Annotated in this window: 25 protein-coding genes and 1 pseudogene; 14 read left to right on the forward strand and 12 right to left on the reverse strand. The window is 60.6% G+C overall.

Annotation, left to right across the window (positions count from 1 at the left end):
- Positions 1–12: 12 nt before the first annotated feature.
- From PMI11_RS17670 to PMI11_RS38105, 7 genes and pseudogenes are all read right to left on the reverse strand, one after another.
- Complete coding sequence (locus PMI11_RS17670; protein WP_037071606.1) at positions 13–1,143, reverse strand: quaternary amine ABC transporter ATP-binding protein; 1,131 nt, start codon at positions 1,141–1,143, stop codon at positions 13–15.
- Between the two features lie 45 nt (positions 1,144–1,188).
- A complete protein-coding gene (locus tag PMI11_RS17675) occupies positions 1,189–2,040 on the reverse strand; it encodes a glycine betaine ABC transporter substrate-binding protein (RefSeq protein WP_007819537.1) in 852 nt (283 codons plus the stop codon).
- A 77-nt stretch (positions 2,041–2,117) separates the two neighbouring features.
- A complete protein-coding gene (locus tag PMI11_RS17680; RefSeq protein ID WP_007819538.1) occupies positions 2,118–3,464 on the reverse strand; it encodes an NAD(P)/FAD-dependent oxidoreductase in 1,347 nt (448 codons plus the stop codon).
- Entirely contained in the window at positions 3,461–4,978 is a 1,518-nt protein-coding gene (locus tag PMI11_RS17685; protein ID WP_007819539.1) for an aldehyde dehydrogenase, read from the reverse strand. The genes PMI11_RS17680 and PMI11_RS17685 overlap by 4 nt, the downstream gene beginning before the upstream one ends.
- A complete protein-coding gene (locus tag PMI11_RS17690) occupies positions 4,971–5,885 on the reverse strand; it encodes a dihydrodipicolinate synthase family protein (protein WP_007819540.1) in 915 nt (304 codons plus the stop codon). The genes PMI11_RS17685 and PMI11_RS17690 overlap by 8 nt, the downstream gene beginning before the upstream one ends.
- Positions 5,882–6,598, reverse strand: coding sequence for a GntR family transcriptional regulator (locus PMI11_RS17695; protein ID WP_007819541.1), 717 nt, complete (start codon positions 6,596–6,598; stop codon positions 5,882–5,884). The genes PMI11_RS17690 and PMI11_RS17695 overlap by 4 nt, the downstream gene beginning before the upstream one ends.
- 462 nt (positions 6,599–7,060) lie before the next feature.
- Positions 7,061–7,168, reverse strand: a pseudogene (locus PMI11_RS38105) (LysR family transcriptional regulator); the annotation flags it as partial.
- 61 nt (positions 7,169–7,229) lie between these two features.
- On the opposite strand from PMI11_RS38105, the gene PMI11_RS38110 reads away from it, so the two are divergent.
- On the forward strand, positions 7,230–7,397 hold the full coding sequence (locus PMI11_RS38110; protein WP_244430599.1) for a hypothetical protein: 168 nt from the start codon (positions 7,230–7,232) through the stop codon (positions 7,395–7,397).
- 3 nt (positions 7,398–7,400) lie between these two features.
- Here the strand turns inward: PMI11_RS38110 and PMI11_RS17705 are convergent, their stop codons facing one another.
- From PMI11_RS17705 to cmoA, 5 genes are all read right to left on the reverse strand, one after another.
- Complete coding sequence (locus tag PMI11_RS17705; protein ID WP_244430601.1) at positions 7,401–8,699, reverse strand: sensor histidine kinase; 1,299 nt, start codon at positions 8,697–8,699, stop codon at positions 7,401–7,403.
- 29 nt (positions 8,700–8,728) lie between these two features.
- Complete coding sequence (locus PMI11_RS17710) at positions 8,729–9,388, reverse strand: response regulator (RefSeq protein ID WP_007819544.1); 660 nt, start codon at positions 9,386–9,388, stop codon at positions 8,729–8,731.
- 187 nt (positions 9,389–9,575) lie between these two features.
- On the reverse strand, positions 9,576–10,256 hold the full coding sequence (locus PMI11_RS17715; protein WP_007819546.1) for an outer membrane protein: 681 nt from the start codon (positions 10,254–10,256) through the stop codon (positions 9,576–9,578).
- Positions 10,257–10,270: 14 nt separating this feature from the next.
- Positions 10,271–11,008, reverse strand: coding sequence for a methyltransferase family protein (locus tag PMI11_RS17720; RefSeq protein WP_007819560.1), 738 nt, complete (start codon positions 11,006–11,008; stop codon positions 10,271–10,273).
- A gap of 5 nt (positions 11,009–11,013) precedes the next feature.
- Positions 11,014–11,775 carry a carboxy-S-adenosyl-L-methionine synthase CmoA gene (gene cmoA / locus PMI11_RS17725; RefSeq protein ID WP_007819564.1) on the reverse strand — a complete coding sequence of 254 codons (762 nt, stop codon included), beginning with the start codon at positions 11,773–11,775 and terminating at the stop codon, positions 11,014–11,016.
- Between the two features lie 173 nt (positions 11,776–11,948).
- On the opposite strand from cmoA, the gene PMI11_RS17730 reads away from it, so the two are divergent.
- The 13 genes from PMI11_RS17730 (at position 11,949) to nuoE (ending at position 23,228) form a co-directional block, all read left to right on the forward strand.
- Entirely contained in the window at positions 11,949–12,197 is a 249-nt protein-coding gene (locus tag PMI11_RS17730; RefSeq protein WP_007819566.1) for a hypothetical protein, read from the forward strand.
- Between the two features lie 529 nt (positions 12,198–12,726).
- Positions 12,727–13,227: an NADH-quinone oxidoreductase subunit J gene (locus PMI11_RS17735; protein ID WP_007819569.1), complete on the forward strand. Its 501-nt coding sequence runs from the start codon at positions 12,727–12,729 to the stop codon at positions 13,225–13,227.
- The gene (gene nuoK, locus PMI11_RS17740; RefSeq protein WP_007819572.1) at positions 13,227–13,529 is read left to right on the forward strand and encodes an NADH-quinone oxidoreductase subunit NuoK; all 303 of its coding nucleotides are present in this window, start codon (positions 13,227–13,229) and stop codon (positions 13,527–13,529) included. Before PMI11_RS17735 ends, nuoK begins: the two co-directional genes overlap by 1 nt.
- A 5-nt stretch (positions 13,530–13,534) precedes the next feature.
- Positions 13,535–15,001, forward strand: a complete 1,467-nt coding sequence (locus tag PMI11_RS17745) for a monovalent cation/H+ antiporter subunit D family protein (protein ID WP_007819573.1) — start codon at positions 13,535–13,537, stop codon at positions 14,999–15,001.
- Positions 14,998–15,252: a hypothetical protein gene (locus tag PMI11_RS17750; RefSeq protein WP_007819576.1), complete on the forward strand. Its 255-nt coding sequence runs from the start codon at positions 14,998–15,000 to the stop codon at positions 15,250–15,252. The genes PMI11_RS17745 and PMI11_RS17750 overlap by 4 nt, the downstream gene beginning before the upstream one ends.
- Positions 15,245–17,020, forward strand: a complete 1,776-nt coding sequence (locus PMI11_RS17755) for a Na(+)/H(+) antiporter subunit D (protein WP_007819584.1) — start codon at positions 15,245–15,247, stop codon at positions 17,018–17,020. The genes PMI11_RS17750 and PMI11_RS17755 overlap by 8 nt, the downstream gene beginning before the upstream one ends.
- 8 nt (positions 17,021–17,028) lie before the next feature.
- Positions 17,029–18,504, forward strand: a complete 1,476-nt coding sequence (locus tag PMI11_RS17760) for an NADH-quinone oxidoreductase subunit M (protein ID WP_007819586.1) — start codon at positions 17,029–17,031, stop codon at positions 18,502–18,504.
- A complete protein-coding gene (locus PMI11_RS17765; protein ID WP_007819588.1) occupies positions 18,501–19,940 on the forward strand; it encodes an NADH-quinone oxidoreductase subunit N in 1,440 nt (479 codons plus the stop codon). Before PMI11_RS17760 ends, PMI11_RS17765 begins: the two co-directional genes overlap by 4 nt.
- Positions 19,941–20,069: 129 nt before the next feature.
- A complete protein-coding gene (locus PMI11_RS17770; RefSeq protein ID WP_037071608.1) occupies positions 20,070–20,435 on the forward strand; it encodes an NADH-quinone oxidoreductase subunit A in 366 nt (121 codons plus the stop codon).
- Entirely contained in the window at positions 20,423–20,926 is a 504-nt protein-coding gene (gene nuoB, locus PMI11_RS17775; protein ID WP_007819590.1) for an NADH-quinone oxidoreductase subunit NuoB, read from the forward strand. The genes PMI11_RS17770 and nuoB overlap by 13 nt, the downstream gene beginning before the upstream one ends.
- Positions 20,923–21,459 (forward strand): NADH-quinone oxidoreductase subunit C, encoded by a 537-nt coding sequence (locus PMI11_RS17780; protein ID WP_007819593.1) that lies wholly within the window; start codon positions 20,923–20,925, stop codon positions 21,457–21,459. Before nuoB ends, PMI11_RS17780 begins: the two co-directional genes overlap by 4 nt.
- Positions 21,460–21,487: 28 nt before the next feature.
- Positions 21,488–22,702: an NADH dehydrogenase (quinone) subunit D gene (nuoD, locus tag PMI11_RS17785; protein ID WP_007819596.1), complete on the forward strand. Its 1,215-nt coding sequence runs from the start codon at positions 21,488–21,490 to the stop codon at positions 22,700–22,702.
- Positions 22,703–22,718: 16 nt separating this feature from the next.
- On the forward strand, positions 22,719–23,228 hold the full coding sequence (gene nuoE / locus PMI11_RS17790) for an NADH-quinone oxidoreductase subunit NuoE (protein WP_007819598.1): 510 nt from the start codon (positions 22,719–22,721) through the stop codon (positions 23,226–23,228).
- Positions 23,229–23,232 lie beyond the last annotated feature (4 nt).

Genomic DNA, 23,232 nt, shown 5'->3' on the forward strand with positions numbered 1-23,232 from the left:
TCCTGTCTGATATCACGCGGCTGCGCGATCGTTGGTGGATGTTCCCTTCACGCCCATCAGCAGGCTGCGCGGCGTGACGACACCGACGACCTCGCCATTATCGACGACCGCGATCGCGTCGCGGTCCGACTGCATGGTGAGACTGATCAGTTCGTCGATATCAGCGTCCGGCGTGGTTCTCGCCAAAGAGGAAATATCCGAATGCGGGTCATGGCGCTGGAACTCGCTGACGCTGTGCATCACCGAGTGCGCCTTGATCAGGTGCAGCCTGGAAATGCCTGCAACGAATTCGGCGACATAATCGTCAGCGGGATTGAGAATGATGTCTTCGGCGGTCCCGGTCTGGATGATGACGCCGTCCTTCATGATGGCAATGCGGTCGCCGATGCGGATCGCCTCATCAAGGTCGTGGGTGATGAAGACGGCCGATTTGCCGAGCGACTTGGTGAGCTGGCGGAACTCGTCCTGAAGCTGGCGGCGAATGAGGGGATCAAGAGCGCTGAACGGCTCGTCCATGAGGATGATTTCCGGGTCTGAGGCGAGCGCCCGCGCCAGGCCGACACGCTGCTGCATGCCGCCCGAAAGTTCCTGCGGATATCGATCGGTCCAGTCCGCCAGGCCGACGGTCGCCAGCGCTTCCCGCGCCGTCTTGTTGCGCTCAAGCTTGGGAATGCCCTGGACCTCCAGTCCGAAGGCGGCATTTTCAAGCACGGTGCGATGGGGCAACAGCGCTACGTTCTGGAAGACCATGCCGATGTGCTTGGCGCGCATTTGCCTGAGATCAACAGCCGAAAGTGCGCCAATGTCCCTGCCTTTGACCAGCACCTGCCCGGAACTTGGCGCAATCAGCTTGTTGAGCAGGCGGATCAGCGTCGACTTTCCACTGCCCGAAAGCCCCATGATGCAGAAGATCTCGCCGCGCCGCACCTGCAGGCTGGCGTTGGAGACGCCGACGACGCAGTCGAATTCCTTCAGTACGTCCTTCTTGCCGAGACCCCGTTCGGCAATGGATTTCATGGCGGCGGCGGACCTGTCTCCGAAAACCTTCCAGAGTGATTGGCAATCAATCAGAACTTCATTGGTATCGGTATTGGCGACTTTCATAACGATCCCCTTGAGCCAATTGGTGCTGGCTTCTCTCATTGGGCTTGGATGTGGCCACCCGAATGTCGCACGGCCACGGTGTGATCAGTTCTTCTTGATGTTTTCCCAGCGCTTGATCAGGTCGGCATGCGCACCGATCCAATCCTGGACGGCCTGATCCATCGTCTTGCCGTCCTTCACCTCGCCGTTGATGGCAGTGATGTCGGCAATCGGAACGTAGACGCTTGCCATGACTTCGCGGGCGTGCTGGTTTTCCTCGGAAAAGCCCTTGTGACCGATCCAGTAATAGCTCTGCGGCGGCGGGAAGACGGCCTTCGGATCCTTCAGGTACTTGACCTCATATTTCTGGACCATCCACGACGGTTCCCAGATCGTCACGGCAATCCATTCCTTGCGGTCGTATGCCGACTTGAGTGCTGCGGTCATCGCAGCCGTGCTGCCTTCGACGAGCTGCAGCTTGATATCATAGTCCTTGACGGCGTTCGAAGCGTCGCGCATCAGGCCCGAGCCCGGTTCGATGCCGATGATCTTGCCGCCGAACTTGTCAGCATTTTCATTCAGCTGTTCGAGCGAGTCGATCGGCACGTATTTCGGGACGGCGATGCCCTGATAGAGGCCGTGCGAGACAGGCGAGATCTTCTCAAGCCTGTTCTTGTTCTTATCCCAGTAATCCTGGGCGACATAGTCGGTCTGTGAGGCCAGCACCTGGATATCGCCCTTGGAGAGTGCTGCATAGGCGATGCCCCACTCGGAAAACTCCGTCACTTTCACGGTGTAGCCGGCGTCTTCGAGCACCTTCTTGGTGATGCCGGTGATGGGCGTCAGGTCCTCCCAGGAGAGCGTGCCCATGTTGATGGTCTTTTCTTCCGCGCGAGCCGGAAGCATGCTGACGCCGATCATGGCGGCGGCGCAAAGCGCCTTCCACAAAGTCCTCATTGTTATAACTCCTAGTTCTTGTTCCCATTTTTATCTGAAGCCCTGCGCGCGGCAGTCTCCATATTGCGCGGCGAGGACTAGCCCTCGCGGCCTGCACGCAATTCCTGAAACCGGATGACCGAATTGATGCCGAGCCAGGCGATGGGCGCGGGCGGCAGTCTGGTCGGTTCCGGCTGGTTCCTGTATTGTTCGAGCGCGGGATCTCGTGTCCCGGTCGCAAGCTCGGCGGCCATCATCCCGGCAAGCGTGCTCTTGACCGTGCCAAGACCGTTTTCGCAGCAGGCCGAGAAGAGCCCTTCCTCGACCTCGCCGAAGGCCGGCACGTGGTTTCGGCTGAGACAGAGCGCACCGGCCCAGCTGTAGTCGAAGGGCAGGCCCTCAAGATCGGGAAACCTGGCATCGAAGGACCGGCGCTGCTCGGCGGCGATACCCTGAACGCGCTTTTCCGAGACCTGAAGTGAAGGATCGTAGGTAAACCGCGTGCGGATGACGATCCGCGACCGTCCGCCAAGGGTAACCTTGCGCACCGTGGCGCCCATCGGGTCGGCCGGCAGGATCGCCCAGCAATCAGCTCCCGTCGCACCGCGGCCGAACTCATTGCCGGAAAAGGCTGCCGACATCGACGCATAGGTGAAAATATGCATGAGCCGGCCCTGGAAATGGCCGAAGCTCTCGATGTGCCCGTTGACGCCAAGGATCACTTTCGGGGCCGACACCGAACCGCGGCTCGACCTCGCCTTCCAGTTGCCGCCTTCCTTCGAAAGCTCAAGCACCGGCGAGTGCTCGTAGATGCCGATCCTGGAGTGGAGGCCGGTTGCCAGGCCACGAATGTAATCTGCCGGCTGGATCATGACGGCGCCGGGCGTGTAAAGGCCCCCGCGATAGTAGTTCGAACCGGTCAGCGCGCGCATGTCGTTGGCATCGAGAAGCCGGTGTTCCTCGCAGATCCGCGACAAGGACCTTGCGTAATTCCCGTTCAGGGAAAGGCCGCGGTCGGTTGCCGCAGCATTGACCTTGCCGGAAGGATCGAACGTCTCGCGTGACAGGCCGAACTCGGCCGCAATCTCGGCGGCAAAGGCAATCGCCAGGCGGTTCTGGCGGATCTCCTCCATCGTCGCCTGCTCGTCGGCGACCGAATATTCGCCAGAAGACAGATTGTGGGGGACATCGATCATGAAGCCGGAATTGCGCCCGGCAGGCCCCTTGGCGAGTTCGCGCGCGTCGAGCAGGACGATGCGGTCCTGTGGGCGTAACTGCAGCAGCCTGCGCGCCGCAGACAGACCGGCGAATCCTCCGCCAATGACCAGCCAGTCGGCGGTGATATCGCCTTCAAGCGCTTTGGCGGCAAAGCCGCGCTCGCTGATCGCCTCCCATCCCGAGACGCCGGTATCGACCGGAAGGCGCTTGATCACGTGCCGCCTCATCTGACCGTCTCGTCGACCGACCGATCCGAGACGTCGATCCAGACAGTCTTCAGCTCGCAATAATTGTCATGGGCAAAGATCGACTTGTCGCGACCACCGAAGCCGGATTCCTTGTAGCCGCCGAACGGCGTGGTTGCATCGCCCTCCCCGAAGCAGTTGACGGTGACGACGCCAGCGCGGATCTCGCGCGAGAGCCGGATCGCGTTCTTCAGATTTGCCGTGTAGACAGACGCCGTCAGGCCATAATTCGTGTCATTGGCAAGAGCGACCGCCTCGGCGAGCGTATTGAAGGTCGTCACCGAAAGGACCGGCCCGAAGATTTCCTCCTGGAAGAGCCGGCTCTGCGGCGTGACGCCGTCGACGACTGTCGGCGCGACGAAAATGCCGTCGCGTGCCTCGCCCCCGTGCGCAAGGATGAGCTTTTCTTTCTTTGCGTCGTCGAGGAAGGATGTGACCTTCTCGAAATGTGTCTTGTTGACGAGCGCTCCGATGCGGTTTTCCGGATCGAGCGGATCGCCGGTCTTCCATTCGCGCAGATGGGCGCCGATCCGCTTCAGCAATTCGTCCTTCACCTTGGAATGGACGATGAGGCGCGAGGTGGCCGAGCAGTTCTCGCCCATGTTCCAGAAGGCGCCATTGACGACTTGCTCGGCGACAAGGTCGAGGTCTTCGGCATCGTCGAGAACGATGGCCGGGTTCTTACCGCCGCATTCGAGAACGACCTTCTTGAGGTTGGAGTCGGCCGCATAGCGCAGGAAGCGGCGACCGGTCGGTGTCGATCCCGTAAACGCGATCATATCGACATCCATGTGCAGGCCGAGCGGCTCGCCCACGTCCTTGCCGCTGCCGGTCACGACATTGAAGACACCGGCCGGAACACCCGCCTCATGGGCAAGCTCGGCCACGCGCAGCGTCGTCAGCGTGGTATCCTCGGCGGGCTTGACGACCACCGAGCAGCCGGCGGCAAGCGCCGGTCCGATCTTCCATGCCAGCATGAGCAGCGGAAAGTTCCAGGGAAGCACGCAGCCGACGACGCCGATCGGTTCGCGCAGGATCATCGTCAGCGCATTCGATCCGACCGGTGCGGTATTGTCGTAGAGCTTGTCGATCAGCTCGGCATGCCAGCGAAGCGTATCGATCGTGTCGGGGATATCGACCGTCTGGCATTCGCGGACCGGCTTGCCGCTGTCGAGGCTCTCCATGACGGCAAGCTCGTGGCGATTGCGCTCGATGAGCTTGGCGAGTTTCAGGAGGATGTTCTTGCGCTCAATCGGCTGAAGCAGCCGCCAGCGTCCGTCATCGAAGGCCTCCCTTGCCTTTTGAACGGCAAAGTCGACATCGGTGCTGTCGCAGGCGGCGATCTTGGCAAGTGTTTCACCGGTCGCCGGATTCTTCGTCTTGAAGGTCTTGGCGGAATTGGCCGGCCGGAAAGCGCCGTCGACAAAGGCATTCGTCGGAAACTGCAGGTCGGCGGCAATCGCCCTATATTCGGCGGCGGTCAAGGGTTCATGCATGACGATTGGCTCCCGACGTGATCTGGCCGACCGTGCGCTTCAGCGTGGTAACGACGGTCTGGAGAGTTCGCTTTTCATCCGAATTGAGAGGGCGCAGCGGCGCGCGCACCGACCCGGCCCTGAGGCCGATGATCTCGCAACCGTGCTTGATCGACTGGACGAACTTTCCGCATTCGAGGAAATCCATCAGCGGCAGCATCGCGCTCATGATCGCGCGACCCTTGTCGAAGTTCTTTTCCAGGACGCAGGCTTCGTAGAGGGCGACATGCTCGCGCGGCAGGAAGTTCGAGCCGGCGCAGACCCAGCTTCTTGCGCCCCATGCGAAGAATTCGAGCGCCTGGTCGTCCCAGCCGCAGGACAGCGCGATATGCGGAAACTTTCGGGCCAGGAGATGGAGATTTCCCATCTCGCCGGAGCTTTCCTTGATGGCGACGACGTTCTTCGACTTTCCGACCCGCGAGAAATAGTCCTCGCCCATCATCACGCCCATGCGTGCCGGGTAGTTGTAGAGCATGATCGGCAGGTTGGCGGCACGGTCGACGGTCAGCGCGTGAACGGCGTTCTCGCGCTCGGTCGGCAGGGCGTAAGGCGGCGTGGAGACGAGGATGGCATCCGCGCCGATCTCTTTGGCCGACCTCGCATATTCGACGGAATCTTCGGTGCGCGTCGCCCCCGTCCCGATGATCAGCGGCAGGCGGTTGCCGATCACGTCCTTGGCATAGACGGCAAGCTCGAACCGCTCCTGGCTCGTCTGGGCGTAATATTCACCCGTCGAACCGCCGACGATGATGCCGTGCACGCCACCCGCAATCAGCGATTCCAGAACCTCGGCGAAGGCTTTGCGGTCAATCTGTCCACTCTCGTCGAGCGGCGTGATTGCCGGCGTATAGATCCCCTCGAATTTCACGGTGACTTCTCCAGCGATTGCGTGGTCGATGCGCCGACGAAGACGTCGGCCTTCAGACCCTGCGGGGCGATGAACATTTCCATGTTTTCGCGCGACAGTTCCCAATGCTCGAAAACAAGATCGACGACGGCGTCTTCGTCATGGGCGCCGAGCGCTTCGATGAAACTGTCGTGGTGTTCGACCGCCAGCTGCAGGCGACGTTTCATGTCATCGGTGCGCGGGCGGAAGAACGTGTGGCCGATACGCGCGTGGTCGATCAGCAGGCGCCCAAGGCTTGGCTGCAGATAGACGTTGGCCGACATCTCACCGAAGATTTCGTGGAAACGGTTGTTTTCGAGAACCATGCCCAGCGGATTGCCGTCGCTGCTCGCCTTGCGGAAGCGTTCCTGCGTTGCCTTCAGGTCGATAAGCTGTGTGGGTTTGAAGTTCTGGACCGCCAGCCGGCCAATCGCCGCATAGATCATCGGCGCGACCTGAAAGAAATTCCGCAGCGTCGTGTGGTTCATCGGAATGACCCGCGCGCCGCGGTTCTCGCGGATGTCGATGTAACCTTCGCCGGCAAGCCGCCGGAAGATATCGCGCACCGGTGTGCGCGACAGGCCGTAGCGCTCGCTCAGACTTACCTCGTCAAGATCGGTATCAGGGTCGAGCTCCATCGTCAGGATCTGCCGCTTCAGATCCTCGTACAGACTGCTCTTGACGGTTTTGGCCATGGCGCAACTCCGAGCTTTGGTTGGTGAGACCAGAAGATTGCATGGCTGGCGAAGGCTGTCAACAAATTGTGTACTTTGAGTACACATTAGAAGTTTTTATAAAACACACTTTGTGAAGCCATGATGCACTTAGCCTTCCGCGTCAGCGGCAACGCTGAAGGGCATCAAATAAAAATGAGGAAGCCTCAGACATCAGCCGACGTCGACAGCGACCGCCGGCAGCCATTGCGGCCACAAGACAATGAAGCGTATCGGAGCTTTCAGCATCGCGACGCGCAGACACGCGCGGGAAAGCGGGAATTCGCGTCACACGAGGGCATGAGGAAGGGCAGCCGCAGGAGCTTCAGCGTCAGCGGTGTACAGCAGAAGCGGGACCGACTGCCCCACGACCTCGTGTCCCGCCTTCGAGCCGGTCTCGCCACGGTTGCCACACTCGCAACCAACGGCCGGCCTTCTCTCCCCTCACCTGCCCGGCCGCACCAGCGATCGTACGATATCGATGATGTCGTCACGCAAGGCGGTCGGGTCTTCCCAGTTCCAGGCAACACCGAGGCCGATCTTGAAGTCGATACTCCCGGCGCTCGGGCCTTTCGCGATCGCGCTCGGCGTCGCGATCTGCCTCTCCCGGCAGATGATCGGCGCGCATTGGGCAAGCGACACGATGATGGGTTGGGCTATTGGCGCCGCATTCACCTTTTGGCTCGCCCACCAGTTCGCCCGCAGACAACTCGTCTTCAGATACGAACCCGAAAGGCGGCTCATACCCCTGCCGCGCCGACGCAAGGCCGCCCGGACCTGAAGCTCATCGCGGCAGAACAATCCGGGCCTCGAAACCATCTCCACCGCTGCTCGCTGGCGAGCGGAGTTCTAATACTCCACCCATCTGGCGCACGATGGTATCGGCAATGGCAAGTCCCAGGCCGGCGCCCTTGGCAACGGTCGCACCTCTGCGAAACCGAATTTTCAGGCTTTCCAGTTCAGCCGCAGAAAGCAAAGGGCCGTCATTGGCAATACTGATACTACCATCATCACCGACCGAAACGCTGATCGTGCCTCCCGGACTTCCGTGCAGGATCGCGTTCTCGATGAGATTGCTTGCGACGATCCCGAAAGCGTCCACATCGACGGCACGCATCAGGGGATCTGCCGAAGCGGAGTAGGTAACCCTCTTGCCCGTTGCGGGATTGCGCTGATAATCGCGGACGATCAGGTTGAGCACTTTGCTGAGATCGGTGACCGTGGCCGTCTGCCCAAGACCGGCGTCGGCTCGAGCAAGCTGCAGAAGTTTTTCCGATGTGCGCCCAAGCTTGGTGAGCGCGGTCTCGATGTTACGTGCGCGAGCTTTCGACGCTTCGTCCGGCAACTCGGCAAGAAGTCTCTGTGTTTGCGCCAAGGCCCCGGCTACAGGTGTCCGAAGCTCATGAGCACTGTTGGTGGCGAATTCCCGTTCCGCATCGATGGTCGCCTTCACGCGCTGCAGCAGTAGATTCACTGACTGAGCGATCGGCCGCAATTCGCGTGGAATCGTCTCCGTCTCGACAGGTGAAAGGTTGCCACCGTCCTTTTCGGAGATCGCTGTGCGCAGCTTGTTGATGGGATCTACTGCTCGTCTCGCAATCCAGATCATCAAGAGGACGCTGACAGGCAGCAGAATGGCGAGCGGGATAAGCATTGTGACCGCGCTTTCCCGCACGGCCTCACGTCGGTGGCTCAACCGGTCGGCTGTCTGAAGGAAAAGAGCGCCGTCCGAACTCTTCGCGGTGTAAAAGCGATATTTTTCGGAATCATGAAAGCCGACAGTGAGTGGGGCGTCGAATGGCTCGACGGGGGCGTCTTTCGAACGGAAGACAACCACTCCGTCGGCGGTGCGAACCTGGTAGACGAGATATTCATGTTTGGACGGCGTGGGCGGCGCCCGCTCGGGCTGCTCGCCGCCCTGAACATTTGGCAGGTGCCCCTCCTCCACGATCGCGAGCAGCCGTTCGGTAGTTTCCTCAAGCGCGTTGTCGAAGATCTCGTCGAACTCACTCCGCATCACGAAGATGCCAAGCCCGATCGCACCAAGCCAGAACGCGACCAGCGCGCCTGTGAGCGCGGTCATGAGGGGTCTGATGATGCTGCGGTTCCTCGTCATTCGACTGACAGCATATAGCCGATGCCGCGGGCTGTCCTGATCTTCTCCATCCCGATTTTCTTGCGAAGCCTGCTGATGTACACCTGCACCGTATTGCTCTCGACCTCCTCGCCAAAAGCATAGAGGGCATCCTCGATCCGTTTCAGCGCAACGAGCTTTCCCGGCCGTTCGACGAGGAGATCGAGCAATGCCCATTCGCGCGGCGTCAACTGAACGTCCTGTCCGCCCACGCTGATAGAGTGCGTGGATCGCTCGATCACGATATCTGCTATCTGAATGGTGTTTTGCCGACGTCCTTCGTAACGACGACGGACGGCAAGGATCCGAGCTTCGAGTTCGTCGAGATTGAAGGGCTTGATCAGATAATCGTCCGCGCCGGCGTTAAGCCCGGCGATGCGGTCGGATATCTGATCTCGAGCGGTCAAGACGATGACCGGAGCGTCACCTCCTCTTGCCCGAAAATATTCAAGAAAGACCAGGCCGTTGCCATCGGGAAGCTGCAGGTCAAGTAGGACCAGGCCGTAGTCGATGGACTTGCTCGCCGCTTCTGCATCGACGATCGTACGGACCCAGTCCGTCGCATAACCCGCCGTGTTCGTGTGGTCCCGGACCGCATCGCCGATGATGTCGTCGTCCTCGATCAAGAGAATGCGCACGATCTATTCCTTCCAGCCTTACGCCTTGGAGAGCGCTCGATGGAGGAGTCATACCAGACGAATGCCAAAGTAGCAGTCTCGGGCCTCGTTGCGGCTATCGAGAACCCGTCCGTCCCCCTTGATCCTAAATGGTTGGGCGGACAAGCGACCAGCGTCTGGAGGTCAGCGCTGGTCGCTTCCTCCTGTATCACCAGTGGTAGGAAATACCGACGTTGACGGCGTTTGTGACGATGTTCGTCTTGAGGCGGTCACCGCTGTCGATCGGAACGTCGACGCGCGAATAGGTGCCCTTGTATTCCACGAAGGTCGACCAGTTGTCGGTGACGCGGAAGTCGACGCCAGCCTGCGCCTGGAAGGTTACGCCGCCGAATTCGTAGTCGAAGGTCGTGCCCTGGGGACGGGTGACTTCGACGTGCGGAATGTTTACCCCGACGCCGGCGCCGAGATAGGGGGTCCAGCGGCGAGCCGGGTCCTTGAAGCGATAGAGGCCGTTGACCGTCAGGAGGTTCAGGCCGTCGGTGAATTCGAAATGCGTCCAGCCCGGCGAGCGCGCCATGGTCTCGTCGTCGGCATAGACCTTGTCATGGGTATAATCGAGCGACACGCCCCAGTTCGGCAGGTTGAAGTCGCCCAGCCACCAGGTGAGGCGGCCGCCGTAATAGGGCGGGCTGCCGAACGACTTGCCTTCCCAGCCGGCGCTGAAGGAGGTGCCGTCGGAAACATCGACGTGGCTATGCGGCGCTGTCTGGTAACCGCCATAGATGGAAAATTCCAGATCTTCAGCCGAAGCCGTGCCAGCCACCGATGCAAGTGCGGAAAACGCAATGCCCGCCAGAAGCACGGCGGAAAGACGCAATGCAAATCTCATTGGATACCTTAGGATTAGATTTCTTTAAATACACCACGCTTTTTGAAGGCGCTGACTAATCCTGTGAGAGCGAGAACGGCCCCAAATAGCAATCCCAGCACGATTGCAAAGGCTCGTTCCTGTTCCGTAATCGAGCCGACTGCGACCCTATAAAACTCGGTTGCCAACAGTGCGATAAAGGTTGACGACACCGTGGAATAGTCTTTTGCGACGACCCGTTTCAGATTGAACGCCATCCCCCTCGTCGATTCGTCAAAGGCGCTGAGCTTCAATCCCCATCGGGGGACATCTCGGCAATAGGCTTTGTAGGCAGCGCCGAACTTATCATGGAGGAAAGCTTCTTCGGCGTAGACAATGCACTGGTAGATAAAGGCAAAGAGAGTGCATCCGACCGCGATCACGACCGGATTGCCGTGGAAGACGAACAGTCCGACGTAGATCAGCATGTTGCCCACGTAGAGCGGATTTCTGCAGACGCCGAACATGCCCTCGGTGACAAGGTCATCGGCGTAGACACGCTTGTTCAAGCCGCCCCGCCTGATATAGGCATAGCCAATAACGCTCGCCCGCAAAATCAGCCCACTGAGCACGATGAGCAGGGCCACCATGTCCTTCGGCAGCTCGAGAGCAGGATTTCCCCATGGCGCAGTCGAGGGCGGCATAGCGATGAAGAGCGCGATAATGATCAGCGGGAAAGCCTGATTGCGATACTTGAAGAAGAAGGTGCCGATCCTCAGCATAATGTCTTTCATGAAGCTCACTTGATTGCGACGATCCCGCAGAAATTGTACCAGCGAAAGAAGACCTCTGTGCTCTTGAAGCCGACCTCACGAAGGAGCTGGATGTTTTCCTCCAAGCGGTAAGGAATAAGGACGTTTTCCAGCGCCTCCCGCTTCTTCGAGATCTCGATGGTGGAGTAACCGTTCCGTCGCTTGAAATCGTAATAGTGATCAATAAACAGGCGGTTGAATGTCGTGTCTTCACTGGTCAGCTTTTCAACCAGGAGCAGACACCCCTGGTCGTTGAGCCCGTCGTAAATTGTCCGCATGACCCGCTCGCGGTAGAGTGGACGAACAAACTGCAGCGTCAGCACCATCGTTACGACGCTTGCCTTCTCAATCGAGAAGCCGCGATGAAGGTCGACCGTGTGAAGATCGATGGAGCGGTTGGTTCCTGACTCCGCGATCTTTTCGGCAGCTTTCTTCAGCATCTCCGGAGCATTGTCGATCCCGACGAAATCGATGTGATTGTCGACTTCACGGTCCAGCGCCAGAAGGGTCGTGGCCGTGGAGCAGCCGATGTCATAGAGTTTCGACTGAGGCTGTGCGAAATCCCTGGCGAGCTCGCAAACCATCCGCTGCATTTCGCCATAAAAAGGCACCGATCGGCTGACCATATCGTCGAAAACATTCGCGACGGTCGAGTTGAACGAAAAGTCGGCAACGGAATTCTGCTCTTCGGCGAAAACTTCGTCTCGCGAATTGGTATGCAATATTAGACGGTTAGACTGTTCGGTCATATCCGCTCCAAGGTCGATGAATGGAAATTGGGCGCGTCTTTCCCCCGCCCATAGTGCGTCACAAAACTTTAACATCGAATCCTGACAATAGGCTGAAAGCGCAGCAGCGTTAGTGCCCGGAAGGCCGTCGGTGAGCGCACCAGCTTATGCGCCGGCTATCATTTCATGGGCGAATGGCGGCGGAGTTCTTCGGGTCGCTCTTCGATGACAAGCGCTGGGCACGCCGGCACAAGAAGTTTCTGAGCGCGATGGAAACGCTGCAGGACGATTTCACGACTGCTCCTTACGTCCTGGAAAACCACGGCCTGGCCGAACATCCAGCAAGAGACACTGTCGTTCCGCATGCCGACAAGCAGATTCTCATCGAAAAGGCTCAGGCTTCGCTCGACGACGTGCTGGACACAAAGCGCTTCTGGCGATGATACGCATCCAGCGCAAACTGCCGTCGCTCATGTCGCGACCCTATGTCTTTCTCAATGGGAACTTACCGTCGGCGGCGGCCGCATGTCGGTGGGCGATCCAGGTTTCGCGCCATCGCCGTTCCTCAAGCTGAGGCAAAGCGGACTCTGACGGCGGGGTCATCGAGATATGACCGCTACATCTGCTCGTGAGCCTCCCTACTTTCCGAAAGCGCGCGATAGCGTGCAAGATCGGTCCCCATCCATGTAGAGGCCGATGAAGCCCCGGTAACCGAAGTCGTCCAGTCGGCCCGGAACCGCCTGCCCCTAACAGCCACGCTAGATCCGCTTGCTATGGCGCTACCAAGAGAGCGTGCCTCGCGAGCGGCCTTTACCACATCCGGACTGGCCTGGTTTTGCTCCGCCGATGACAATAATCTTGTGAAAAATCCGATACTAGGGCACAATTTGCGAAGGCATCTGAAGTTGCGGCGCAGTCTCAAATCCGGCCGTCTCGCGCCGAGTGACAGTTCGCGTCGGAGGGTCGGCGTCGATGGATCAGGGGTTCTTTCTTCTGTTCGCTACGGTATCCGTGATCACGGCCCTGACGGTGGTCCTGGCGCGCAATCCGGTTCACAGCGCATTGGCGCTGATGGCGTGTTTCCTGCAGGTCTCGGCAATCTTCGTCTTGCTCGAGGCACCGTTGCTCGCGGTCATCCAGATCTTCGTTTATGTCGGCGCGATCATGGTCCTGTTCCTGTTCGTGATCATGATGATCGATGTGCGCGAAGCGGTGTTGCAGCGGTTCTTGCCGGGCGGCAACCTCCCGGCTCTGGTACTGCTCGTCCTGCTCGGGGTCGAGATGCTCGTGCTGGTGCTCTGGAGCGACCGCTTTTCGGTCATGGAGCCCGTCGCCATGGGCGGCGGCGATGACGTCAGGCAGCTTGGCACAGCCCTTTTCGCCGACTATCTGCTGCCGTTTGAAACCGCCTCCGTAATCCTGCTGGCGGCCCTGGTCGGCGCCATCATGCTGGCGCGGAAGGAGCAGGGGTGATGGTTCCGCTCTGGTGGTATATTGTGCTCGGAGTGGTCCTGTTCGTGATCGGAGCGGCGGGCGTGCTGCTCAGGCGCAATATTCTCGTCGTCCTGATGTCGCTGGAGCTGCTGCTCAACTCGGTCAACATCAATTTCATCGCTTTCGGGCGTTACCACGCCGATTTCCGCGGGCAGATCTTCGCGATCTTCGTCATCGCAATCACCGCGGCGGAGGTTGCCGTCGCCCTCGGTATCCTGGTCGCCCTCGTGAGGAACAAATCCACCCTCAAGGTTGACGACGTGACGGTGATGAAAGGATAGCGGCTTTGGACCCGGTTGTATCGATCCGGCCGTTGCTTGCCATCACCGTCGCCGGTCTGGCGGCCCTTGCAGTTCTCCTTTTGAAAAACCGCGAGAGACTTCGCGATCTGGTCTCGCCGTTGGCCGCGATCGCCATGTTCGCGATTGTCGTGTCGATGGCGCCTACGGTGCTGGCGGGCGGGACGGTCGAATTGCGCCTGTTCGAGATTCTGCCGGGGATTGACTTTGCTTTCCGGGTCGATGCGCTCGGCATGGTGTTTGCCACCGTCTCGTCGCTGCTGTGGATCGTGGCGGCGATCTATTCCATCGGCTACATGCGGCATTTGAACGAGCATGCGCAGACCCGGTTCTTCGCCTGCTTCGCCTGCAGCCTTGCAGCCGCCGCCGGGGGCGCCTTCGCCGCCAATCTGTTTACGCTGGTGATCTTCTACGAAGTGCTCAGCCTCGTTACCTATCCGCTCGTCTACCACCACGAGGACGAAGAGGGATGGAGGGGCAGCCGCAAGTACCTCGTCTATCTGATGGGCGCCTCGAAAAGCGCGCTGCTCGCCGCACTGGCGCTGACCTACCATATTGCGGGGTCGCTCGACTTTGCCCCGGGGGGGCTGCTGGCGGGGAGCGATGCCCCGGCGGCGCTGCTGACGGTCGTCTATTTCTGCTATCTTTTCGGCTTCGCCAAGGCCGCTGTGATGCCGATGCACGCCTGGCTGCCCGCCGCGATGGTCGCGCCGACACCGGTCAGCGCGCTTTTGCACGCAGTGGCAGTGGTCAAGATGGGCGTGTTCTGCGTGCTGCGGGTGGTGTTCCATGTCTTCGGCACGGGGCTAGTGGGCGGGCTCGGCCTCGGCATCGCCACCGCCTATCTGGCATCGTTCACGATCCTGATGGCGTCGGTTTACGCCCTGACACGGGACGACCTGAAGACCAGGCTCGCCTATTCGACAGTCAGCCAGCTCTCCTACATCGTGCTGGGCGCGGTTCTGTTGTCGCCGGTAGCGATGGTCGGCGGGATCATTCACATCGCGGCACACGCATTCTCCAAAATCACGCTCTTTTTCTGCGCCGGGTCGATCTATTGCGCGTCCGGCAAGCGCAACATCAGCGACATGGCCGGTATCGGCCGCAGGCTGCCCTGGACGATGGGGGCATTTTTCGTCGCCTCGCTCAGCATGATTGGCGTGCCGCCAACCGCGGGCTTCGTCAGCAAGTGGTATCTGGCGGAGGGCGCCGTGGCGGCGGGAGAGACCGCGTTCCTGGTCGTCATCCTGGTGAGCTCGATCCTGAACGCGGCCTATTTCCTGCCGGTCAGCTATGCCGCCTTCTTCCAGGCGGAGAGGCAAGAGGAGAGCCGGACGACGGTCCGTGAAATTCCGTTGGTCACGATTCCGCTGGTCGCAACGGCGATCCTGTCGGTGCTGATGGGCATTTTCCCGGGCTATTTTCTCACCCTAGCAGACGGAGTGATCCGATGATCAAGCGTGTCGTCGACTTCTTTGGTGACGAGCAATATGCGAGGCCGCGCCGCCGACTGTTCTACCTCGTGCTCGTCCTGATCGTCGTCGCCGACGTTCTGGTCTCTCGCGAACACGCCGAATATCTGTGGGACAGCCTGCCGGGCTGGTCGGCCGTCTACGGCTTCGTCTCCTGCGTCCTGCTTATCTTCGTTTCCAAGTTTCTCGGCCATCGGGTCGGGCTGATGCGGCGCGAGGACTATTATGACTGACTTCATCCATCCGGCTCTGCTCTTTATTCCTGGCGCCCTACCGATCCCGTTCCTCAGCGGGTCGGTCCGCAAGGCCTATCTGCTTCTGATCCCTGCGCTGGCGATCCTTGCCGTGCTTGCGATGGAGCCGGGCAGCTATGGCGAAGCGCGGTTCATCGGGCAGGAGATCCTGATCGCGAAGGTGGACAAGCTCAGCATCGTCTTCGCCACCGTTTTCACCATCATGGCGCTGATCGGCACAGTCTACGCGCTGCACCTGACGGATGCCGGCCAGCACGTGGCCGCATTCGTCTATGTCGGCAGCGCGCTTGGCGTGGTGTTTGCCGGTGACTACCTGACCCTCTACCTGTTTTGGGAGGGCATGGCATTCGCTTCCGCCTATCTGGTCTTCGCGCAGCGTGGTGGGCCGGCGATCCGGGCCGGCTTCCGCTATCTCATGGTCCATATCACCGGCGGCGTCGTCCTGCTGGGCGGCATCATTTCCCACGGGCTCGCCACCGGTTCACTGCTTTTCGGCCCGATCACCGGGGGCCTCACCAACGGGGGAATGGGGGTCGGCGACTACCTGATCCTCGCCGGCTTCATCCTCAACGCGGCCGTGCCGCCGCTCAATGCGTGGCTGACCGATGCCTATCCGGAGGCGACCGTCACCGGGGCGGTGTTCATGAGCGCGTTTACCACCAAGACCGCCGTCTATGTGCTGGCGCGGGCGTTTCCGGGGACCGAGCTCCTGGTCTGGCTCGGCACCATCATGGCGCTCTACGGCGTCATCTACGCTGTGCTGGAGAACGATTGCCGGCGGCTTCTCGCCTATCATATCGTGAGCCAGGTGGGCTATATGATCGCGGGTATCGGCATCGGGACCGAGATGGCGGTGAACGGAGCCGCCAGCCACGCCTTCGCGCATATCCTCTACAAGGCGCTGCTGTTCATGGGTGCCGGGGCAGTCATCTACGTCACCGGCCGACGCAAGCTCACCGAGCTCGGCGGGCTTTACAAGACCATGCCGCTGACCGTGGCGCTTTACATGGTCGGCGCCTTCGCGATCTCGGCCTTCCCGTTCTTCTCGGGTTTCGTCACCAAATCGATGGTGATAGCGGCTGCAGGAGCGGATCACCGCGCGCTGGTGGTGCTGGCGTTGACGATGGCATCGTCCGGGACGTTCCTGCACACCGGCCTCAAGCTTCCCTATTACATGTTCTTCGGGACGGACCGGAAACTGGAGGCGCGGGAGCCGCCGCGCAACATGCTGATTGCCATGGGCATGGCGGCAGTGCTCTGCATTGCGATCGGGGTGTTCCCCCAACCGCTTTATGCGCTTCTGCCCTATCCGGTGGATTTCGAACCCTATACGGGCCTGCATGTCATGGAGAGCCTCGGGCTGCTGATGTTCACCGCCCTGGGGTTCGTGCTGTTCCTCTGGGCGCTCGATCCGGAGAACACGATCAGCCTCGACACCGACTGGTTTTATCGCAGGGGTACGCGGGCCTTCATGTGGCTCGCCGAAAGGCCGCTGGCGCGCTATGAGCAGGCGGTGAGCAATGTCTCCGAGACCGCGGCGCTGCCCTTGCTGCGCGGCGCGGCGCGGGCAGGACTCCGGCTCGATCTTGCCGGCGTGGATGCCGTCGTGAATGGCATTGCCCACTCGATCCTACACAGCGGCGGGCGGCTCAGGCGGCTCCAGACGGGCGTCGTGACCCATTACGTGCTGGCGATGGTCGGCGGTCTGATCGCAGCCATCGTCGTCTTCGTCGTGGCGTGGCGGTAGGGGGTGCCATGGGCTTCCCCCTGCTCAGCTTCATCATCTTCACACCCGTCGCCGGGGCCGCGGTTCTGATGTTCCTGCGCGGTGACGATGCGGCGCGGTGGACTGCGCTCTCTTTCACCGTCCTCGACCTTGCTCTCTGCATCGCCACGCTGGTCGGCTTCGACACCACGACCCATGCCATGCAGTTCACCGAGACGCGCCCGTGGGTGCCTGCGCTCGGGATCAATTATGCGCTTGGCATCGACGGAATCAGCGCGCTCTTCGTGTTCCTGACCGCACTGTTGGGGTCGATCTGCGTGCTCGCCTCCTGGATCGCGATCGACCGCAAGGTAAAGGAATTCATGATCTGCCTGCTCTCCATGCAGGCGCTGATGCTCGGCGTCTTCTGCGCGCTCGATCTGTTCCTCTTCTACGTCTTTTGGGAGGCGATGCTGATCCCGATGTATCTGATCATCGGCGTCTGGGGCGGCGACGGCCGGGTCTATGCGGCGATCAAGTTTTTCCTCTACACGCTGGCGGGCAGCCTCCTGTTCCTGATCGGTGTCATCGTGCTCTATTTCTACGGTGGCAGGACCTTCGATATCCTCGCTTTGACAGAGCAGGACTTGCCGTTCCGGATCCAGTCCTGGCTGTTCTTCGCCTTCCTGATCGCTTTTGCGGTCAAGGTGCCGATGGTGCCGCTCCATACCTGGCTGCCGGACGCCCATGTGCAGGCGCCGACGGCGGGCAGCATTATCCTCGCCGGTGTGCTCCTGAAGATGGGCGCCTACGGATTCCTGCGGTTCTCGCTGCCAATGCTGCCGGAGGCATCGATGTATTATTCGACGCTGATGCTGGCGCTTTCGGTGCTTGCGATCGTCTATGGCGGGTTGCTCGCGCTGGCGCAGGACGATCTGAAGAAGCTGGTGGCTTATTCCAGCATCAGCCACATGGGCTTCGTGACGCTGGGCATTTTTGCGCTGAACCTCCGCGGGCTCGAGGGCGGTATCCTGCAGATGTTCAATCATGGCGTGACGACAGGCGCCCTGTTCCTGTTCGTCGGGCTGATTTACGAGCGGACCCATACCCGCAGCATCGCCGACTATGGCGGGTTGATGAAGGTGGCGCCGGTCTATACCACGTTTCTGGCACTGTTTACCCTGTCGTCGATGGCGCTGCCGGGAACGAATTCGTTCGTCGGCGAGTTGCTGGTGCTGTCAGGCGGGTTTGCGGCCAACTTGGCCGCCGCCTCTGCCGCCGTTTTGGGTGCATTGCTGGGGGCTGCCTATCTGCTTGGCATGTATGGGAAAGTCGCGCTCGGCCCGGCCAGCGTCGGCGCCCGGTTGGCGATACGCGACGTGAACGCCCGCGAGATGGCTGCGATCCTGCCGCTGGCAGTCTTCGTATTCTGGGTTGGGCTCTATCCGAAACCCTTTCTCAACATAATCGATGCCTCGGTGACGCATCTGCTGACGCACGTGCAGAGCAGAGGGAGCGGCCAATGACCGCCGCCACGCTTTTCCAGTCGGCCCTGGCGAGCCTGCCCGAGATCGTGGTGATCACCGGCGCCTGCATCCTGCTGATCCTGGGACAGTTTGTGCGAAAGGGACAGGAACATTTCCTCGTCTGGGCGTCGGTCGCGGTCGTGCTGATTGCCGCCTTGGCGACACTCATGCTGGCGAGCGAGGTACGGCCGGCCTACACGGGCATGTTCATCGCCGACCGCTTCGCGGTCTTCTTCAAGTTCGTTTTCTACTTAGCCACCGTTCTGACATTCCTCCTTTCGCGAAAATATGCCGATATCGAAGGGATCGGGAATTGCGAATACTATGTCCTGCTGCTCTTCGCGCTTTCGGGCATGATGATCATGGCCTCGGCGACCGATCTCCTGTCGATCTATGTAGGCCTCGAACTGATGGTGATTTGCACCTATGTGCTGACCGGCTTCCTGCGGCGTGAGCGGCGGTCGAACGAGGCAGCACTGAAATACGTAATCCTCGGCGCGGTCTCGACCGGGATTTTCCTTTACGGCGTTTCGCTGATCTACGGGCTCACCGGCACAACGCAATTGGACGGGATGGCTGCGGCCGTGACTAGCGATCCGCTCGATCCCGGATTGTTGCTGGCGGTGGTCTTCATCGTCGCGGGGCTGGTCTTCAAGGTCGGCGCGGTTCCCTTCCATATGTGGCTGCCGGACGTCTATGAAGGCGCGCCGACGACGATCACCGCCTTCATGTCGGTTGGGCCCAAGGCGGCGGGGTTCGCGGTGATCCTGCGGGTGTTCCTCAACCCTCTGGTCGCAGCCTCGGACGTCTGGATCATCGTCGCCGTCATTGCGGTGGTGACGATGGCGCTCGGCAGCTTCGTGGCGCTGGTCCAGGATAATTTCAAGCGTCTCCTGGCCTATTCCAGCATCGCCCATGCCGGCTTCGCCATTTTCGGCGTGGCCGCTGGCGGTGCCGATGGGATCGCCAGCGTGATGCTCTATCTGCTGATCTATGCTTTCATGAATCTCGGCATTTTCGGCGCCGTCATCATGATGCGGAACGGCGATTTCTCGGGCGAGGTCATCGAAGACTATGCGGGTTTCGCCAAGTCACATCCGGGGCTGGCGCTCCTGATGCTGCTCTTTCTCTTCTCCCTGGCCGGCATTCCGCCGACGGCCGGGTTCTTCGCCAAGTTTTACGTACTGCTCGCCCTCGTCGAGCGTGGTTTCGTCATGCTGGCGGTCATCGCAGTGCTGCTCAGCGCCGTCGCCGCCTATTTCTACATCCGCATCGTCATGGTGATGTACATGCGCGAGCCGAAGAGGGCGTTCGCCCCGGCGCTGACGCCCTTAGTGCGCGCCACGCTGGCCATCACCGCCGTCGGCACCATCGGTATCGGCCTGTTTCCGTCGTGGTTTCTGAAGCTTGCCCAAGATTCGGTCTTTGGCGGGTGAGCGATTGGATTTGCAATGATCACACCGACGGAATAGACTTGAAGACGGAGAAAGGATTGCCCAAGTCGCCCCGTGGCGTGACCGATTTACCGGTTCGCGATGAGGTCAGTGGGCAACCGGTGCAGTGATATGACTGCAATGGAATTCTTGCCCGTTCTTTTCATGGTCGCCGGAGTCGTTCTGGTGGTGGGGGTGACGTTGTTCGTTTCCTCGCTGCTGCGCCCATCCAATCCCTATCCCGCCAAGAACATGCCCTATGAATGCGGCATGGATGCAGCGGGCGAGGCGGCGGCGGGCCGCTTCAGGGTGCCGTTCTTTATCCTCGCGATCCTGCTGGTCGTTTTCGATGTCGAAGCGATGTTCCTCTTTCCCTGGGCCGTCGTCCTGAAAGAGATCGGGCTGGTCGGCTATATCGAGATGATCGTCTTCATGGTGCTGCTTCTCGTGGGCTTCGCCTACGCCTGGCTGAAAGGAGCGCTGGAATGGGAGGCGTAAACAACGCGATCCGCGACAGCGTGCTGTTCACCACGGCCGACAGCATCATCAGTTGGAGCCGGAGATCGGCGCTGTGGCCGGAGACCTTCGGCATTGCCTGCTGCGCCATCGAGATGATCTCGGCCGGTTGCGCCCGCTACGATCTCGACCGGTTCGGCGTGGTGTTCCGCCCTTCGCCGAGACAATCCGACGTCATGATCATCGCCGGCACCGTGACCAGGAAATTCGCGCCCGTCGTGCGGCGGCTCTATGACCAGATGCCGGAACCGCGCTGGGTGATCGCCATGGGCACCTGCGCTATTTCGGGCGGGGTCTACAACACCTATGCCGTGGTGCAGGGATCGGAAACCTTCGTGCCCGTCGATGTGCATGTGCCTGGCTGTCCGCCCCGGCCCGAGGCGCTGATGCACGGCTTCCTCCTGCTTCAAGAAAAGATCAAGAGATCCCGGGCGCTCGCCGGCACACCTCTGGATCGGGTTATGGCGTCATGAGTGCGCAGCCGTCCCTCAATCGCGCTCCGATCATGGAGCGCTTCGGAGAAACAATCGAGGACCTCGGCACTGCGCACGGCGTCGACGCCTTTGCCGTTCCGCCCGAGAGGATCGTCGAGTTCTGCCGGTTCCTGAAAGAGCATCCGGCGCTGCAATTCAATTTCCTCTCGGACATTTGCGGGGTTGATCACTATCCCGAAACGCCGCGGTTCGAGGCGGTCTACCATCTTTATTCGCTGCCCAACCGGTGGCGGGTCCGCATCAAGTGCCGGCTTGGCGATCCTCCTGAAGTGCCTTCGGTCACGCGAGTCTGGCGCACCGCCAACTGGCATGAGCGTGAGGCCTGGGACATGTATGGCATCCGGTTCGAGGGACATCCCGATCTGCGCCGGATCTACATGTGGGAAGGCTTCGAGGGCTTTCCCCAGCGCAAGGATTTCCCCTTAAGGGGCTATAGGGACACGTTGAACCCCTTCGGTGCCGAAGGTCCGCCGCCAACACGGCCCGACCTTGCCACCAGGGACATTCCGTAAGGAGGCCGTTCTACGCCGGAACGTTGAGATGACCGAAGTCACCGAGCTCAGCAGGCCTGAGGGTGAAGCGCTCAATACCAGGGAAGTGCTTCTCAACCTCGGTCCGCAGCACCCCAGCACCCATGGGGTTCTTCGGCTCGTCCTTGAACTGGACGGCGAGTTCGTCGAGCGTGTCGATCCGCATATCGGCTACCTCCATCGCGGCACCGAAAAACTGGCGGAGAGCTTCACTTATACCCAGATTTTCCCGCTGACGGACCGGCTCGACTATCTCTGTCCGCCCTCGAACAACCTGGCCTTCGCGCTGGCGGTGGAGAAACTCCTCGGCATAGAAGCACCGATCCGGGCGCAATATATCCGCGTGATGATGGCCGAGCTGGCACGGATCTCCGGTCACCTCCTGATCACCGGCGCGCTGCCGATGGATCTCGGCGCCATGACCGCGCTGCTTTACGTCATGCGCGAGCGCGAAATGATCATGGACCTCCTGGAAATGATCACCGGTGCGCGCATGCACACGTCCTTCTGCCGGGTCGGCGGGGTGCGCGAGGACCTGCCTGACGGGTTCTTCCCCAAGATCCGCGAGTTTTGCGACATCTTCCCGAACCGGATCCGCGACTATGAGCGACTGCTCGAAGATAACCGGGTGTTTCTCAATCGCACGAAGGGGATCGGCGTGATCTCCGCCGAGGATGCTGTCGATCTCGGCCTCAGCGGCCCGAACCTGCGTGCTTCCGGTGTCGACTGGGACATCCGGCGCGATGAGCCCTACGAGATCTACGACCGGCTCGATTTCAACGTCATCACCCGTAACGAGGGCGATTGCTATGCACGCTGGCGATGCCGCGTCGACGAGATGCGCGAAAGCATGGGGATCATCGAACAATGCATCGACCAGATGCCTGAGGGGCCGTTCCAGATCGACATGCCGACAATCGCCTTCCCGCTGGACAAGGATCGGGTGCACTGCTCGATGGAGGCGCTGATCCAGCATTTCGACCTGTCGGCCTACGGCTTCAAGGTGCCGAAGGGCGAGGTCTATTCGGCAATCGAGGCCCCAAAGGGCGAGCTTGGCTTCTACATCATCAGCGACGGGTCGCCAAAACCGTTCCGCATGAAGGTGCGGGCACCCTCGTTCGTCAATCTTCAGGCCCTCTTCGGGGTCACCAACGCCCGCTATCTGGCGGACATGATCGCCGTGCTCGGCAGCCTCGACCCTGTGATGGCGGAGGTGGACAAGTAGCAAGGATTTGAATGCGATGACCATGCGCGAAAAGATCGAAGAGGCGGCGGCGCGGTATCCCGACCAGCGCTCTGCGATCATGCCCGCGCTCCTGATCGCGCAGGAGGAACATGGCCATCTGCCTGGGCCGGTGTTGGAAGAGGTCGCCGACATTCTCGGAGTCGAGCGGATCTGGGTCTACGAGCTGGCGACTTTCTACACCCTCTTCCATACCGAACCGGTGGGGATGTTCCACCTGCAGCTCTGTGACAATGTTTCCTGCATGCTGTGCGGATCGGAGGACCTGCTAAACCATCTGGAAACGGTGCTGGGGATCAGGAAAGGCGACACCACCCCGGACGGGCTGTTCACGCTTTCGACCGTCGAATGCCTCGGCGCCTGCGAGATGGCTCCGGTGATGCAAGTCGGCGACGATTACCACGCCCATCTTGATGTGGCGCGGATAAACGCACTGTTGGACAGCCTGCGGGCGACAGTGGGAGCCGCGAGCGTCGAGCACGCCTCTGCGCGGCTGCCGGGGGAGTAGCGCC

It is taken from the genome of Rhizobium sp. CF142 (assembly GCF_000281145.1).
In the GTDB taxonomy this organism is placed as follows: domain Bacteria; phylum Pseudomonadota; class Alphaproteobacteria; order Rhizobiales; family Rhizobiaceae; genus Rhizobium.

Excerpts from the sequence above, each read along its gene's own strand:
- PMI11_RS17670 (WP_037071606.1), bottom strand. The coding sequence starts at position 1,143 with ATGAGAGAAGCCAGCACCAATTGGCTCAAGGGGATCGTTATGAAAGTC.
- PMI11_RS17675 (WP_007819537.1), bottom strand. The coding sequence starts at position 2,040 with ATGAGGACTTTGTGGAAGGCGCTTTGCGCCGCCGCCATGATCGGCGTC.
- PMI11_RS17680 (WP_007819538.1), bottom strand. The coding sequence starts at position 3,464 with ATGAGGCGGCACGTGATCAAGCGCCTTCCGGTCGATACCGGCGTCTCG.
- PMI11_RS17685 (WP_007819539.1), bottom strand. The coding sequence starts at position 4,978 with ATGCATGAACCCTTGACCGCCGCCGAATATAGGGCGATTGCCGCCGAC.
- PMI11_RS17695 (WP_007819541.1), bottom strand. The coding sequence starts at position 6,598 with ATGGCCAAAACCGTCAAGAGCAGTCTGTACGAGGATCTGAAGCGGCAG.
- PMI11_RS38110 (WP_244430599.1), top strand. The coding sequence starts at position 7,230 with ATGATCGGCGCGCATTGGGCAAGCGACACGATGATGGGTTGGGCTATT.
- PMI11_RS17705 (WP_244430601.1), bottom strand. The coding sequence starts at position 8,699 with ATGACCGCGCTCACAGGCGCGCTGGTCGCGTTCTGGCTTGGTGCGATC.
- PMI11_RS17715 (WP_007819546.1), bottom strand. The coding sequence starts at position 10,256 with ATGAGATTTGCATTGCGTCTTTCCGCCGTGCTTCTGGCGGGCATTGCG.
- PMI11_RS17720 (WP_007819560.1), bottom strand. The coding sequence starts at position 11,008 with ATGAAAGACATTATGCTGAGGATCGGCACCTTCTTCTTCAAGTATCGC.
- cmoA (WP_007819564.1), bottom strand. The coding sequence starts at position 11,775 with ATGACCGAACAGTCTAACCGTCTAATATTGCATACCAATTCGCGAGAC.
- PMI11_RS17730 (WP_007819566.1), top strand. The coding sequence starts at position 11,949 with ATGGCGGCGGAGTTCTTCGGGTCGCTCTTCGATGACAAGCGCTGGGCA.
- PMI11_RS17735 (WP_007819569.1), top strand. The coding sequence starts at position 12,727 with ATGGATCAGGGGTTCTTTCTTCTGTTCGCTACGGTATCCGTGATCACG.
- nuoK (WP_007819572.1), top strand. The coding sequence starts at position 13,227 with ATGGTTCCGCTCTGGTGGTATATTGTGCTCGGAGTGGTCCTGTTCGTG.
- PMI11_RS17750 (WP_007819576.1), top strand. The coding sequence starts at position 14,998 with ATGATCAAGCGTGTCGTCGACTTCTTTGGTGACGAGCAATATGCGAGG.
- PMI11_RS17755 (WP_007819584.1), top strand. The coding sequence starts at position 15,245 with ATGACTGACTTCATCCATCCGGCTCTGCTCTTTATTCCTGGCGCCCTA.
- PMI11_RS17760 (WP_007819586.1), top strand. The coding sequence starts at position 17,029 with ATGGGCTTCCCCCTGCTCAGCTTCATCATCTTCACACCCGTCGCCGGG.
- PMI11_RS17765 (WP_007819588.1), top strand. The coding sequence starts at position 18,501 with ATGACCGCCGCCACGCTTTTCCAGTCGGCCCTGGCGAGCCTGCCCGAG.
- PMI11_RS17770 (WP_037071608.1), top strand. The coding sequence starts at position 20,070 with ATGACTGCAATGGAATTCTTGCCCGTTCTTTTCATGGTCGCCGGAGTC.
- nuoB (WP_007819590.1), top strand. The coding sequence starts at position 20,423 with ATGGGAGGCGTAAACAACGCGATCCGCGACAGCGTGCTGTTCACCACG.
- PMI11_RS17780 (WP_007819593.1), top strand. The coding sequence starts at position 20,923 with ATGAGTGCGCAGCCGTCCCTCAATCGCGCTCCGATCATGGAGCGCTTC.
- nuoD (WP_007819596.1), top strand. The coding sequence starts at position 21,488 with ATGACCGAAGTCACCGAGCTCAGCAGGCCTGAGGGTGAAGCGCTCAAT.
- nuoE (WP_007819598.1), top strand. The coding sequence starts at position 22,719 with ATGACCATGCGCGAAAAGATCGAAGAGGCGGCGGCGCGGTATCCCGAC.